Source organism: Escherichia sp. E1V33, assembly GCF_004211955.1.
Lineage (GTDB): Bacteria > Pseudomonadota > Gammaproteobacteria > Enterobacterales > Enterobacteriaceae > Escherichia.
The window spans coordinates 129,197-143,574 of sequence record NZ_RHJI01000010.1 but is presented as its reverse complement, the minus strand read 5'-3'; the positions used below and the strand labels follow the sequence as shown (position 1 = coordinate 143,574).

The 14,378-nt window shown below is 48.8% G+C and carries 17 protein-coding genes; 7 read left to right on the top strand and 10 right to left on the bottom strand.

All coding sequences use genetic code 11. The features are described 5' to 3' along the window. Positions 1-240, bottom strand: coding sequence for a YobH family protein (locus D9742_RS08805; RefSeq protein ID WP_130208729.1), 240 nt, complete (start codon positions 238-240; stop codon positions 1-3). A gap of 156 nt (positions 241-396) precedes the next feature. Here D9742_RS08805 and mgrB point away from each other — a divergent pair, with 156 nt between their 5' ends. The 5 genes from mgrB to rlmA all read left to right on the top strand — a co-directional run bounded on the left by mgrB (position 397) and on the right by rlmA (position 2,908). Beyond that, positions 397-540 carry a PhoP/PhoQ regulator MgrB gene (gene mgrB, locus D9742_RS08800; RefSeq protein ID WP_130236653.1) on the top strand — a complete coding sequence of 48 codons (144 nt, stop codon included), beginning with the start codon at positions 397-399 and terminating at the stop codon, positions 538-540. 74 nt (positions 541-614) lie between these two features. Then, positions 615-902, top strand: coding sequence for a YebO family protein (locus D9742_RS08795; protein ID WP_130236652.1), 288 nt, complete (start codon positions 615-617; stop codon positions 900-902). A gap of 664 nt (positions 903-1,566) precedes the next feature. Beyond that, positions 1,567-1,683: a DUF2627 domain-containing protein gene (locus tag D9742_RS08790; protein WP_064529246.1), complete on the top strand. Its 117-nt coding sequence runs from the start codon at positions 1,567-1,569 to the stop codon at positions 1,681-1,683. A gap of 39 nt (positions 1,684-1,722) precedes the next feature. Further along, positions 1,723-1,932 (top strand): transcription antiterminator/RNA stability regulator CspE, encoded by a 210-nt coding sequence (cspE, locus tag D9742_RS08785; RefSeq protein ID WP_001062678.1) that lies wholly within the window; start codon positions 1,723-1,725, stop codon positions 1,930-1,932. 166 nt (positions 1,933-2,098) lie between these two features. Then, positions 2,099-2,908, top strand: coding sequence for a 23S rRNA (guanine(745)-N(1))-methyltransferase (gene rlmA, locus D9742_RS08780; RefSeq protein WP_130236651.1), 810 nt, complete (start codon positions 2,099-2,101; stop codon positions 2,906-2,908). Here the strand turns inward: rlmA and mntP are convergent. The 5 genes from mntP to manX all read right to left on the bottom strand — a co-directional run bounded on the left by mntP (position 2,905) and on the right by manX (position 7,099). Next, positions 2,905-3,471, bottom strand: a complete 567-nt coding sequence (gene mntP, locus D9742_RS08775; protein ID WP_130236650.1) for a manganese efflux pump MntP — start codon at positions 3,469-3,471, stop codon at positions 2,905-2,907. The genes rlmA and mntP overlap by 4 nt on opposite strands. Before the next feature lie 416 nt (positions 3,472-3,887). Beyond that, positions 3,888-4,346: a DUF986 family protein gene (locus D9742_RS08770; protein WP_130236649.1), complete on the bottom strand. Its 459-nt coding sequence runs from the start codon at positions 4,344-4,346 to the stop codon at positions 3,888-3,890. A gap of 54 nt (positions 4,347-4,400) precedes the next feature. Further along, complete coding sequence (gene manZ, locus D9742_RS08765) at positions 4,401-5,252, bottom strand: PTS mannose transporter subunit IID (RefSeq protein WP_130236648.1); 852 nt, start codon at positions 5,250-5,252, stop codon at positions 4,401-4,403. A 12-nt stretch (positions 5,253-5,264) separates the two neighbouring features. Continuing rightward, positions 5,265-6,065, bottom strand: a complete 801-nt coding sequence (gene manY / locus D9742_RS08760; RefSeq protein ID WP_000406934.1) for a PTS mannose transporter subunit IIC — start codon at positions 6,063-6,065, stop codon at positions 5,265-5,267. A gap of 62 nt (positions 6,066-6,127) precedes the next feature. Continuing rightward, on the bottom strand, positions 6,128-7,099 hold the full coding sequence (manX, locus tag D9742_RS08755; RefSeq protein ID WP_130236647.1) for a PTS mannose transporter subunit IIAB: 972 nt from the start codon (positions 7,097-7,099) through the stop codon (positions 6,128-6,130). Between the two features lie 315 nt (positions 7,100-7,414). Here manX and D9742_RS23660 point away from each other — a divergent pair, with 315 nt between their 5' ends. Both D9742_RS23660 and yoaE read left to right on the top strand, forming a co-directional pair. Next, the gene (locus tag D9742_RS23660) at positions 7,415-7,573 is read left to right on the top strand and encodes a hypothetical protein (RefSeq protein ID WP_276319693.1); all 159 of its coding nucleotides are present in this window, start codon (positions 7,415-7,417) and stop codon (positions 7,571-7,573) included. Then, entirely contained in the window at positions 7,561-9,117 is a 1,557-nt protein-coding gene (gene yoaE, locus D9742_RS08750; protein WP_130236646.1) for a CNNM family cation transport protein YoaE, read from the top strand. The genes D9742_RS23660 and yoaE overlap by 13 nt, the downstream gene beginning before the upstream one ends. A 2-nt stretch (positions 9,118-9,119) precedes the next feature. Here yoaE and D9742_RS08745 read toward each other — a convergent pair whose 3' ends face one another. From D9742_RS08745 to pabB, 4 genes are all read right to left on the bottom strand, one after another. After that, positions 9,120-10,718: a cyclic diguanylate phosphodiesterase gene (locus D9742_RS08745; protein WP_130236645.1), complete on the bottom strand. Its 1,599-nt coding sequence runs from the start codon at positions 10,716-10,718 to the stop codon at positions 9,120-9,122. A gap of 130 nt (positions 10,719-10,848) precedes the next feature. Continuing rightward, positions 10,849-12,213, bottom strand: coding sequence for an L-serine ammonia-lyase (gene sdaA, locus D9742_RS08740; protein ID WP_130236644.1), 1,365 nt, complete (start codon positions 12,211-12,213; stop codon positions 10,849-10,851). 183 nt (positions 12,214-12,396) lie between these two features. Further along, positions 12,397-12,975, bottom strand: coding sequence for a CoA pyrophosphatase (locus D9742_RS08735; RefSeq protein ID WP_130236643.1), 579 nt, complete (start codon positions 12,973-12,975; stop codon positions 12,397-12,399). Positions 12,976-12,978: 3 nt separating this feature from the next. Beyond that, on the bottom strand, positions 12,979-14,340 hold the full coding sequence (pabB, locus tag D9742_RS08730; RefSeq protein ID WP_130236642.1) for an aminodeoxychorismate synthase component 1: 1,362 nt from the start codon (positions 14,338-14,340) through the stop codon (positions 12,979-12,981). Positions 14,341-14,378: the final 38 nt, after the last annotated feature.

Below are 14,378 nucleotides of genomic sequence, written 5' to 3'. Positions count from 1 at the left end.
TCAATCATTATCGACGACGATATTGCTTTTACGTAGCAGCGGGCAATCTGTAATCCCCAAAAAACCGCTTTTCGTATGCAGATATTGCACCGTGCTTGTGCTTCGGGCGGTGAGATACGTGCATTGCAGCCCTAACCCGGCAGCATTTTCCTTGCTTCCAATCAGAACGCCATATCCGCTGAGTAATAATCCTGTCCATACCAGTGCTATCAAGATAATTGTGCGAATAATGAATCGCATTACGACCTCTTCTCTTTTTGTTTGCTTAATCGTAGCGGCAATATGGACTGAAGCAAGCGTATCATTCCGAAAAAGCACGAATATCGACATAGTTAGGCGTTGTTTAACTAACACATGATAGTTTAAAGGCAGAAGATAGGTTAAACGGAGATTGGAGTGAAAAAGTTTCGATGGGTCGTTCTGATTGTCGCTGTGCTGGCTTTCTTGCTGCTATGGATGCAGGTATTCAACATAATGTGCGATCAGGATGTGCAATTTTTCAGCGGAATTTGTGCCATCAATCAGTTCATCCCGTGGTGATATCATTTTTTCATCAGTAGATTTCCTTCCTGCGTAGCAGTGGTAAAATGGCGCCTCTACTTAGAGGTGGTTAAATGAACGAAGTTGTAAATTCAGGCGTGATGAACATTGCGTCTTTGGTTGTATCGGTAGTGGTTCTCATTATTGGGCTCATCTTGTGGTTTTTCATCAACCGTGCCAGTTCCCGGACTAACGAACAGATTGAATTGCTTGAGGCATTGCTGGAGCAGCAAAAACGGCAGAATGTACTGTTACGCCGCTTGTGCGAAGCTAACGAACCTGAAAAAGCGGATGAAAAGGTTACAGAGAACCAAAAAACGGCTGAAGATGAAGATATTATTCGTCTGGTAGCAGAACGGTAATCCTTCCTGCAATTTGAGTAACCCTGTGTTGATGGGTTACTCATCTCATCATTCTTATATGCACTATAATGATGCAATTGATTCAAATTAATCCTTTATTTGATTTTGATTATTTATCCTGTTATTTATTCATTTATTTCGACATCAGAAAAAGTTATTTTTTGTACTGGCTTGTTGGGATGTTTGCATCGGAATAGTGATTAATCACAGTATTGTTTATAAGCGAAACGTTTCTCTCCTCATTTTTTTACTATTCATCATTTTTTCTTATTTTACATTATTAATATGCCTGGGATATGGCTTCAGTATTGTATCTGTGTATGTTGTTAACTGACTGTTTTATGAGATAAAGTTATATAACGCTTTATCATTACATAGTATAAAAAGTGATATCACACACATTGTGTGATTAAATTGTATTTCTGAGCTGGAAGATTAGAACTTATTGAACTATGGTAGAAACCACATCAGATAAGGCATCTGTTTGTACTGGTATGCTTAAGTGTCTCGATATATCGACACGGATTCCGTTGCATAAATGTGCAAAATAGTGGAAGGCGTATCGAGATTTGTGCAGCTGATCGAGACATGTTTAAAAATGGCTTGCCATATTTAACGTTGTATGTGATAACAGCTTTGGGTTAAACGAGGTACAGTTCTGTTTATGTGTGGCATTTTCAGTAAAGAAGTCCTGAGTAAACACGTTGTCGTTGAATACCGCTTCTCTGCCGAACCTTATATTAGTGCCTCAAGCAGTAATGTGTCAGTTTTATCTCTGTAATGCCTGCGGGCGAAGAAAACAATCTAAGGAATTTTTCAAATGGCAAAGATTAAAGGTCAGGTTAAGTGGTTCAACGAGTCTAAAGGTTTTGGCTTCATTACTCCGGCTGATGGCAGCAAAGATGTATTCGTACACTTCTCCGCTATCCAGGGTAATGGGTTCAAAACTCTGGCCGAAGGCCAGAACGTTGAGTTCGAAATTCAGGACGGCCAGAAAGGTCCGGCAGCTGTTAACGTAACCGCTATCTGATCGAATTCACTGATCTGAAGTGTTAACGCACTTCAATCTCGCTATAAAGCCTCGTCGAAAAACGAGGCTTTTTACTTTGTTAAATGTTCGCTTCCAACCTTCGAATATTTGCCCGCAGCGCGATTCGCGTTACACTTGCGGCATTTAGTATCCTGCCGGAGTTTTCATGTCGTTTTCCTGTCCACTTTGCCATCAGCCTCTATCGCTTGAAAAAAATAGCTATATCTGTCCCCAGCGGCATCAATTTGATATGGCGAAAGAGGGATATGTCAATCTCATGCCCGTTCAACATAAACGATCCCGCGATCCGGGCGACAGCGCGGAAATGATGCAGGCGCGACGCGCGTTTTTAGATGCCGGTCATTACCAGCCGCTTCGTGATGCAATGGTCGCTCAATTAGGTGGATGTCTTAATGAGCACGCAACGGCTGTACTGGATATAGGCTGTGGGGAAGGGTATTACACTCATGCTTTTGCCGATGCATTGCCAGAAGTGACAACCTTTGGTCTTGATGTCTCTAAAGTTGCAATCAAAGCTGCGGCGAAACGCTATAAGCAGGTTACCTTTTGTGTCGCTTCCAGCCACCGTCTGCCTTTTGCCGACGCCAGTATGGATGCCATTATTCGCATCTACGCGCCATGCAAAGCAGAAGAGTTAGCGCGTGTCGTGAAACCGGGCGGGTGGGTAATTACCGTTACTCCAGGGCCACGACATTTAATGGAGTTGAAAGGGCTGATTTACGACGAAGTACTTCTGCATGCGCCTCATACTGAACAACTGGAAGGTTTTGCATTACAGCAGAGCGATGAACTGCGGTATCCGATGCGTCTTCGCGGCGATGAAGCCGTCGCGTTGTTACAGATGACGCCGTTCGCCTGGCGTGCGAAGCCAGATGTCTGGCAAACATTGGCAGCAAAAGAAGTATTCGACTGCCAGACGGACTTTAATATTCACCTCTGGCAGCGAACAAATTAACCGTGGTAGTGCGTCCAGAGGATCTGGGCGCCGATGCCGATCAGTACCAGCCCGCCGAGAATTTCCGCTTTTTTCCCAATAATTGAGCCGATAAAGCGACCAATCATCATCCCTAATGTCGACATAATCAACGTTGCACAACCAATAGCCAGCGCGGTTGCGATAATGTTGACTTGCAGAAAGGCCAGACCTACACCAACTGCCATCGCATCCAGACTGGTGGCAATCGCGGTAGTCACCAGCAACCAAAAGCCATGACGGCGGCGTGGCTCTTCATCTTCATCATCTCCACCGCGAAAACCCTCAATAATCATTCGCCCGCCGAGGAATATCAGCAGCACAAACGCAATCCAGTGGTTCCATTCAAGGACAAAGCGGCTAGCCAGCATGCCCAGCCCCCAGCCGATTAGCGGCGTCAGCGTTTCGACGGCACCAAAAATAAGGCCGGTTCGCAGGGCTTCAGAAAATTTCGGTTTATGGAGGGTGGCACCTTTACCGATTGATGCAGCGAAGGCATCCATCGACATACCAAAAGCAAGAAGAACAGTAGCAGTGATATTCATGACAACGTCCTGACCGGGGTATCCATAAAACACATCTCCGCCCCCCGCAAACATGCACACATGAACGACAAGACGCGTTCATGCAGGCATAGCGATTGATGTGCATATGGTCTCGCCTGACTGAAAATGTTCAGTCCGTACGTGCCACGTTTTGCAACGAGTATGTTGACACGTACATTTCCGGAGTCTGGAAATCGGCTACTCCCCAAATGAGGGCGCAACCTTAACATATTTTGAGAATATAAAACAATGGGGGGAATATATTATTTCATTATTTTGTTGATAACGATTTTCATTTAGATTTATATATCAATGAAACGTTAAAATAAATAACAAATTATCGAAGAGATAATATAGCCTAAGCTATGTCTGGTTATTAAAAATACACTTAACATAGCTTTGGCTAAAGATGTAACTTATTGAGTGGAAATAAGAAGTTTATAAATTTTCTCCAGGTCGTCGATATTTCGAACGCGGATTAACAACCGACGCTGTTCTAATTGCATGACCAGGACACCATCTTCCGATAAGTTCATTGCTTTTATCCGGCTATATTCAATCCAGACATTGGCGAAGAAAAAACCTTTCTGTTTGAAGATAATTTTCGGAACGCGGATCCAGAATATATAAAAACCCATCAGCGCCAGAGCACTTAATAACCAGGTGGTAATTTGTGCGCCATGACTGGTCACATTATTGTAGATAAGAATGACAATCAGCCCGACGAAGATAACGCTGTCGATGCGACCGCGCCGCAGCAAAGGGATTGCAAGCAAGGTGGGGCCGTTGCGGCGGGGCATAATGAACTGATCGTATATCGCAAAGGCAAGCAGTGCGGCGATGAACAGAATCAGTACCAGTTCCGTGATTGTCATTAATCCTCCAGATAAAAAAACGGGGCCAAAAGGCCCCGGTAGTGTACAACAGTCTTACAGACCAAGCAGGCCGCAAGCGTAACCAGCGATACCGATGACGAAGAAGCCAACGATGATCCACAGCGGGTTCACTTTTTTGCGCAGCAGCCACATACAGGCGAAGGTCAGCAGCAGCGGCACCAGGCCCGGCATTAACTGATCAAGAATGGTCTGTACAGTGGTAACGTGCTCTTTACCCGTCTGGTCAGTGATGCGTGAGACGACCAACGGGATATTGACATGTGTCCACTTGTTAACCAATGCCCCCATGACAAACAGGCCGAGAATAGACGCCCCTTCCGTCAGTTTTTGCAGGAAGCCGCCGCCCATATCTTTAACGATATCGATGCCCTTAGAGTAACCGTATGCTACGCCGTAGTAACGTGTTGCCAGACGTACCAGGTTAAACAGGATAAAGAACAGCAACGGACCTAACAGGCTGCCGCTCATCGCGATACCGGCGCCCAGCGCTGCAAATACCGGACGTACCGTACCCCAGAAGATTGGGTCGCCTACACCTGCCAGCGGCCCCATCAGACCAACTTTGATACCGTTGATTGCGCCATCGTCGATCTCTGCGCCGTTAGCACGCTGTTCTTCCAGCGCCAGGGTTACACCCAGAATTGGCGCCGCCACGAACGGTTGGGTGTTAAAGAATTCGAGGTGACGTTTAATCGCTTGTTTACGGGCATCGTTGTTCTCTGGGTAGAGGCGACGAATCGCCGGCACCATAGAGAAGCAGAAGCCCAGCGCCTGCATACGTTCGAAGTTCCATGAACCCTGGAAGAGGTTAGAACGCAGGAAGACGCCACGAATATCACTCTGAGTGAGTTTTTTCTCGGTGGTAGTTTGAGTTGTATCAACCATTTCGCTCACCTGTTAGTCCAGTTCGTTGTCGAGGTCGTTGTTACCAGCAGCCTGAACTGGCGCACCGGCGACGCGGTTATATTTCGGGCTAAGCTGAATGTAGAGCACCGCCATAACGGTACCGATAACACCCAGAGCAACCAGGTTAAAGTTGGTGAATGCTGCGGTTACAAAGCCGAGGTAGAAGAACGGCATCAGGTAGCCAGCGCGCATCATGTTGATAACCATTGCATAACCAACTACCACGATCATGCCACCGGCAATGTTCAGACCATTGGTCACCACTTCCGGAATGGCGTTCAGCATGTTTTGAACTTCGCTGGTACCAACAGAAAGCGCAACGATAACGGCCGGAATAGCCACACGCATTGCTTGCAGGAACAGAGACGAAACATGGATCCAGGAAATCGCCGTCAGGTTACCGTTTTCTGCCGCCTTATCCGCAGCGTGCTGGAAAGCAACGGTAATAGTACGAACGATAATGGTCAGAACCTGGCCTGCTGCTGCCAACGGAATTGCCAGCGCGATACCGGCACCGATGCTCTGATGACCAGCAATAACCAGAATGGTAGAAATAATAGAAGCCAGGGCGGCGTCAGGTGCAACAGCTGCACCGATGTTCATCCAGCCCAGAGCGATCATTTCCAGGGTACCACCGATAATAATACCGGTTTTCATATCCCCAAGAACGATACCCACCAGGGTACACGCGATTAGCGGACGGTGAAACTGAAATTCATCGAGGATTGATCCCATACCTGCGATACAGGCTACGATAAATACCAGCACAATTTGAAGAGTGGTAATCTCCATTGTACTTCTCCTGTTTACGTAAGACTTAAGTGTGAAAACTGAGTGATAATCAACACAATACGTTACTTATCGATTTTGCTGATCAGATCCATCATTTTCAGTTTCGGATCGGTGGAAACCTTACGGACTTCCAGCTCGATACCGCGTGCATTCAGTTTCTTGAATGCTTCGATATCTTTTTCATCAACCGAAACTGCGTTATTCACCTGAGTTTTGCCCTGACGGTATGCCATACCACCGACGTTGACTGAGGTGATTTTCACGCCGCCTTCAACGAGACGCTCAACATCTGTCGGGTTGGTAAATAACAGCATCACGCGTTCGCCCGCATATTTCGGGTTGTTGTAGACGCGAATCATTTTGGCGACATCAACTACATGCGCTGTTACGCCGGGAGGTGCAACCTGGGTGAGCAGTGTCTTACGAACGGTATCCGCAGCCACTTCGTCACTAACTACGATGATACGGGAGACATTAGTTTCTTTGGTCCAGCGGGTAGCAACCTGACCGTGAATCAAACGGTCGTCGATACGCGCGAGGCCAATTACCATATAGTCGTTTGGTCCCATTGGTTTTGCCGGAGCAGGGGCCGCTTTCGGTGCCGCTGCGGCGGGGGCTGGAGCTGCTTTTTCAACGGGTTTCGCTTTCAGTGCTTTCACACCTTCGCGGCCTGTTTCTACGGCCAGTGCTACCAGCTCGTCAAAGCTTGGGTCATCATCACGAGCCATTAACGTTTCCACTAGCATTGGAATGTTAACACCTGCGATCACTTCATAATGCTCTTTGTCGACGACAATGCGGCTGGCAGCATTGAATGGACTGCCTCCCCATGTATCAACGAGAAACAGCACGCCTTTAGTGGTGTCGAGTTTTGCCAACTGAGCGTTGTACTTTTCGATTAGCGTTTCGGCATTTTCGCCTGGAACAAAATCGATCCAGCCAACGTTTTCCTGCTCGCCTAACAGCATCTCTGCCGTTTTAAGCAACTGCTCTGCAGCCCAACCATGTGTGCCTATAACAATAGCAATGGTCACTTGCTACCTCCTTATTATTGTTAACATCTCAACGTGCCAGATGTATTTTTGAATCGTCGTCCACAATCGAATCGATTCAGATAAGGGCTACAACCAGAAACCCCCTGTGCCTCGCGATTTATTTTAGATATCGAAAAAAATATTTTTTGTGATGAAGATCCGTAAATTAACTTTGAATTGACAAAATTCCGAAAGACGAAAAAATGTTGTCACATTCATTTGCAAAGGAAGGTAAATCTTTGCCAAATCAGCGATCTCTCTGATATGTTTAACTCCCGTTTAACAACCAAGGAGTATAGGGCTGCAGCCCGCAATATGGATCGTCACCGACGTCACTTCAGCATCAGGCCATATAGCGCCTGCCTTACTGGCATTTTTTGCCGCACCTTTTGTTTGTATTTTCTCGTTTCGCCTGCATTATTTCTGGCGCCGATTAGCTATTCCTTAAGCAGGAGCTTGTCATGGAATTCTTAATGGATCCCTCGATTTGGGCGGGGCTGCTCACGCTTGTCGTCCTTGAAATCGTGCTGGGTATCGATAACCTGGTTTTTATCGCCATCCTTGCCGATAAACTGCCGCCAAAACAACGTGATAAAGCGCGTTTGTTGGGGCTATCGCTGGCGTTGATTATGCGCCTGGGGCTGTTATCGCTTATTTCATGGATGGTCACGCTGACCAAACCACTATTTACCGTAATGGATTTTTCTTTCTCCGGGCGCGATCTGATTATGCTGTTCGGGGGGATATTCTTGCTGTTCAAAGCGACAACCGAGTTGCATGAGCGGCTGGAAAACCGCGATCATGATTCCGGTCACGGTAAAGGTTATGCCAGTTTCTGGGTGGTCGTCACACAGATAGTCATCCTTGACGCTGTCTTCTCGCTGGATGCGGTGATTACTGCAGTAGGGATGGTCAACCATCTGCCGGTAATGATGGCTGCGGTCGTGATTGCGATGGCGGTTATGTTGCTGGCATCGAAACCGCTGACTCGCTTCGTTAACCAGCATCCAACAGTTGTTGTGCTCTGTTTGAGCTTCCTGTTGATGATTGGTCTGAGCCTCGTAGCTGAAGGTTTTGGTTTCCATATTCCAAAAGGCTACTTGTATGCAGCAATTGGTTTCTCGATCATCATCGAAGTGTTTAACCAGATTGCGCGCCGTAACTTTATTCGCCATCAGTCGACCTTACCGCTGCGTGCGCGTACCGCCGACGCCATTCTGCGTTTGATGGGTGGGAAACGTCAGGCAAATATTCAGCACGATGCCGATAACCCGGTGGCAATTCCGGTTCCAGAAGGTGCCTTTGCCGAAGAAGAGCGTTATATGATTAACGGCGTACTGACTTTGGCGTCACGCTCTCTTCGCGGCATTATGACGCCACGCGGTGAAATCAGTTGGGTAGATGCTAACCTTGGCGTTGATGAAATCCGCCAGCAATTGCTCTCTTCACCGCACAGCCTGTTTCCGGTATGTCGTGGTGAACTGGATGAAATTATCGGTATCGTGCGTGCTAAAGAACTGCTGGTGGCGCTGGAAGTCGGTGTTGACGTGACGGCGATTGCTTCGGCTTCTCCGGCGATAATCGTTCCGGAAACCCTTGACCCTATTAACTTGTTGGGTGTGTTGCGACGTGCTCGCGGTAGTTTTGTTATCGTTACCAACGAATTTGGTGTGGTGCAAGGTCTTGTTACGCCGTTGGATGTACTGGAAGCCATTGCTGGTGAGTTCCCGGATGCAGATGAAACGCCGGAAATTGTTACCGATGGCGATGGCTGGTTGGTAAAAGGTGGTACAGACTTACATGCCTTACAGCAGGCGCTTGATGTTGAGCACCTTGCCGATGATGATGATATTGCGACGGTTGCAGGTTTGGTAATTTCTGCAAATGGTCACATTCCTCGCGCAGGAGATGTGATTGATGTTGGACCACTGCATATCACCATCGTAGAAGCCAATGATTATCGTGTTGATCTGGTTCGTATTGTTAAAGAGCAACCGCCGCACGATGAAGACGAATAACACTAACGCAATGGCATAACGGGCGTAACGTGTCTGTTATGCCGGGCGGGCGGCGGTTGGCTGCCCGCCAGCCATTTCGGGAAATCACGCAGCGGCATGGGTTGCGCGTATAAATACCCTTGTAAAATATGCACTCCATGACGGCGCAAATACTTCGCCTGTTCTTGCGTTTCCACACCTTCCGCCACCAGTTCAATATTCAGTCTCTGCCCCAGCGCTATGATGATATCGGTCACCGTCGAGTTAACTGCGTCTGAACCAATTGCCGCAGTGAAAGACTTATCGATCTTCAGGACGTCGGGGCGTAACGTTTCCAGCCATGAAAACGAACTGTTGCCAGTACCGAAATCATCGATCGCCAGCTTGACATTTTTTCGGTGTAGCTCACGTGCAATGCGGTAATCGACATCCAGCAAGGCATCGCGCTCGGTAATTTCGAGGATTAGCGGCTGAATCGGGTTAGCACTAAACCAGTAATGATTGAGATCTTTTAACAATGCGCCGCGGCGAAAATGGCTGGGGGCGACGTTAATGCCGATGTGGAACTGGTTGCTCATAGGAAAAACGTGGAGTTGACGGATGGTTTCCATCATCACATAACGGGTAAGCGGCACTATCAGGTGATGTTCTTCCGCAATGGGGATAAATACATCCGGCGAGATCCATCCCTGACGCGGGTTATTCCAGCGCAGCAATATCTCTACACCAATACATTGCTGCGAGCGTGCATTGAGCAGGGGCTGGCAAAATAACTCAAATTCGCGCTGCACCAGCCCGAGATTTATCTCGCGCGAAAAGCTCATTCTATGGGCCGTGGCCAACCATGCGATGTAACCTACCAGTAAACTCAACAGTACCGCTAGTGGAAACTGGCTGGGAAGATAGTGCAACGCTAGCGCCGTCGCACCAGGTCCACTAACGCTGATGATAAAAGGAAAATTCTGTGATGAAACCTGATAACGTTCATTGCCATTAAGTGGAGGTAAAGAATCAACCAGACCGTCATCATAGAGTAAATGGCGGTCGGCCACCGTCAGGCTGGCAGTTCTTATTTGCGGCAATTGCGGCTCCAGCAACATAGCCATCAACAGGTCGATGTTGATCATCTCCATCACGCCATCTCTGCCATTGCCTGGTAAAGGCGTCCACTGAATCAATACCGGGCTGTCTTTAATCAATACGCGGTCGGTAGTCAGGCGTAAAAGGGGCTGCGGAGCGGGTAAATCAGCCTGAATATCCTCAGCGGGGACATTGCGATAACCAAAAATGCTGGAACAATAAAGCGTGCCGTCTTGCACCAGGCCAATTGACCGTACAGTTTGCAGTTTTGCCGCCTGTTTGCGTAAGGGGAGATGGGCGACAGAGCAGGGGAGTCCAATCAGGGGAAGCAGTACGTTGTTACCTTCCTGAAGTGGAAGCAGGACTTTGTCTAATTCCTCGACGGCGTGATTGGCAAAGAGCACTACCCGCTGCTGATTTAAGTTCCGCTGTGAAATAAATCGCACGCTTAGTGTTGCCACAAATGTAAAGAGTGCACAAATCGTACAAACAATCATTCGATTACGGCGATAGGTTTTAATGATCCGTTGTGCTTTTTGCATGCGGGCCACCCGGTAAGCGTATGGCGACAAACGCCTGACGCAACAGTGGAAGTGTAGTGGGGAAAATTACAGCAGACGAGAAAGCGAGGATAAATTCGCCCATCCGTTGCAGATGGGCGAGGATAAAGTATTAGTCACACTGGACTTTTATCGCCAGACCACCGCGTGAGGTTTCGCGATATTTAGCGTTCATATCCTTTCCTGTTTCGTACATCGTTTCGATGACTTTATCCAGTGAGACGCGTGGTGCGCTGGTACGACGCAGAGCCATCCGCGCGGCGTTAATCGCCTTCACTGATGCAATGGCGTTACGTTCAATGCACGGAACCTGAACCTGACCAGCAACCGGATCGCAAGTCAGACCAAGGTTGTGTTCCATGCCAATTTCGGCCGCCACGCAAACCTGTTCAGGGCTACCGCCCAACAGTTCTGCAAGACCCGCCGCAGCCATTGAACAAGCAACGCCCACTTCGCCCTGGCAACCGACTTCCGCACCGGAAATAGACGCGTTCATTTTGTACAGTGCGCCAATCGCTCCGGCCGCCATAAAGTAGCGGGTATAAATATCAGGGCTGACCGATTCAATGAAGTGGTCATAGTATGCCAGCACTGCAGGAACGATGCCGCAGGCACCGTTAGTCGGTGCAGTTACCACACGCCCACCCGCTGCGTTTTCTTCGTTAACTGCCAGCGCAAACATGTTTACCCAGTCGATGACATTCATCGGATCGTTAGACAGTTTATCGCTGGAAACCAGCATACGGCGCAGGGCAGACGCACGACGAGGCACGCGCAACGGTCCAGGCAATACGCCTTCGGTATTCATGCCGCGATCAATACATGCCTGCATGGTTTGCCAGACATGGGCGAAATACTCGTCGATTTCTTTCTTACTGTGCAGCGCCAGTTCGTTCTGCATCGCCAGGCCGGAAAGGGAATAGCCGGTTTCATTACAGTAAGCCAGCAGTTCGGTTGCTGATTTAAACGGATAAGGCACGCTGACGTCGTTGGCAGCATCCTGTCCAAAATGTTCTTCATCGACGATGAAACCGCCGCCGATGGAATAATACGTTTTGCTGTAAACGACTTCATAGCCGTTATAAGCGTGGATCTGCATGCCGTTTTCATGCAGCGGCAGATTGCCATTATGAAAACGCATTCCGTTGTCACGAGGGAAATCGACTTCATGCCGACCCTGCGCCAGCAGCAGACGTTCGCGCTCTTCCACGTCGCGAATAAAACCGGGGATGCTGTCGATATCCACGGTGGCAGGTTCGTTACCTGCAAGACCCATAATAATAGCGATATCGGTATGGTGGCCTTTACCCGTTAATGACAGTGAGCCATAAACATCCACAGCGACACGGGTAACGCTATCCAGTAAGCCTTTTTCGACCAGGTCATCGACGAACTGTTTACCTGCCTTCATAGGCCCTACGGTATGGGAAGATGAGGGGCCAATCCCCACCTTAAACATGTCGAATAGACTAATCACGATAATACTCCTGACAAGGTGACTGGACTTCCAGTAACGAACTAATAACAGCGCATAGTGTAAGAGGGAACGCGGCGACAGGTTTAACTATTCACATGAATTAAACTAATCAAAAACCGCGATTTAACTAATATTGCGATGATTGTCTCAAGTAGTGTTTTGTAGATGTAAAGATAAGTATAGTCAGGGTTTCACACCAATTTGCAGCGCCAGTTCACGAATTATGCCTGCGGTCATTCCCCATACAAAATACTGTTCGTACCAGGAAAGCCATACCCGATGCGAATCGCCACGGCGGTAGATATCCAAAGGATGATACCGGCCCAAATGTAACGCCTGGGCGAGCGGCATTTCAAACACGGCGGAGACTTCATCTTCACTGGCGCGATACGGTAAATCTGGCGGGATAATGCCGACCACGGGAGTGACCTGGTAGCCCGTTACGCTATCGACAGGGGGCAGCACGCCGATAACCTCAACGGCTGAAGGCGGTATGGCGACCTCTTCTTCGGCTTCACGTAGCGCAGCGGCGATAACTGACGTGTCCGTGTCATCGACTGCGCCTCCAGGGAATGCGACTTGTCCAGCGTGTTTACGCAGATGAATGGAACGCTGAGTCAGCAACAAGCCCGGTTGCGGTCGGCGGACGATGGGGATTAACACGGCAGCCTGACGATGATTTAAGGTTTCCCGGTTAATTTGCGGACGCAATAGTTGAAATCGCGATAAAAAATCATCAAGCGTCAGGCCACGGTATTCCACGTCTTACTTCTCCAGTTGCTTCAGGATACGATTAACTTTATCAAAAGTTTCCTGATATTCCGCTTCTTCCTGGCTATCAGCAACGATGCCGCCACCAGCGGAACAGTAAATCTGCCCGTTAACCGCCGTCAGCGTGCGGATGGTGATGCTGGTATCCATATTGCCGCAGAAGCTTAAATAGCCAATGCTGCCGCACCAGGCGTTGCGTCGCTGCGGTTCCAGTTCATCAATAATCTCCATTGCCCGCACTTTCGGCGCGCCGGTGATTGAGCCGCCGGGAAAAGCAGCGCGCAGCAGATCGCTGGCATGCAACTGCTCTGGCAGGCGTGCCGTTATGGTGCTGACCAGATGATGTACAGCAGGGAAGGGTTCTACCACAAAAAGTTCAGGCACTTTTACTGAGCCAGGTACGGCAACACGGCCGATATCATTGCGCATTAAATCGACAATCATCAGGTTTTCGGCGCGATCTTTCGGTGAGTTCGCCAGTTTTGCTGCTTGTTGGCTATCTTCCTGAGGATCGGGCAGACGAGGGAGTGTGCCTTTAATCGGGCGGGTCTGGATCTCATCGGCATCACAAAGAATAAACCGTTCTGGCGAAAGGCTTAAAATCACACCTTGTTCCAGACGCAGGAAGGCACTAAACGGTGCGCGGTTTGCCTGATTAAGCTGCACGAATGCCTGCCATTCATCGCCAGAATAGGTCGCGTGAAAACGCTGGGCGAGATTTACCTGATAGCAATCGCCGCTGTGCAGATATTCCTGCACCTGGCGAAATTTTTCGCCGTACTGCTCGCGGGTCATATTGGATTGCCAGTCGGAAGTGAGCGTGAAATCTTCCTGCGGGGAGAATTGCTGGCTTTCCAGCCAGGCCCGACGGGCATTGACATCATTATGACTCAGCAAAGAAACTGTTTGACGCTGGTGGTCGACAACCAGCGCCCAGTCGTAGATACCCACTGCCATATCCGGCAGAACGATATCTTGTTCCGCAATTTCTGGCAGTGACTCAAAACGGCGGCCCAGATCGTAGCCAAACAACCCCAGCGCGCCGCCCTGAAATGGCAAATCTTCGTTATGCGCTGGGCGAATGTCTGCGCGATCCAGCACCTGCTGGAGCACCTGTAGCGGGTCATCAGTGGTCGTTGTGCGTTTTTCGCTTTCACTAACAACGGTTTCTTTACCGAAAGTGGTTAAAGTGCAAATTGGCTCAGCGACCACAATATCAAAGCGGCTATATGGATGTTCGGCGTAGCCGGAGTGCAATAACATCGCCCACGGCAGGTGGCTTAAGCGGGCAAAATAGAATTCAGCGGCGTCCTGACGCCAGGGTAAAGTAATCACAGCGGGAGATAACGTCTTCATCAGTCCTGACTCTACTGGCTATGTGCCGGGTAGCATGA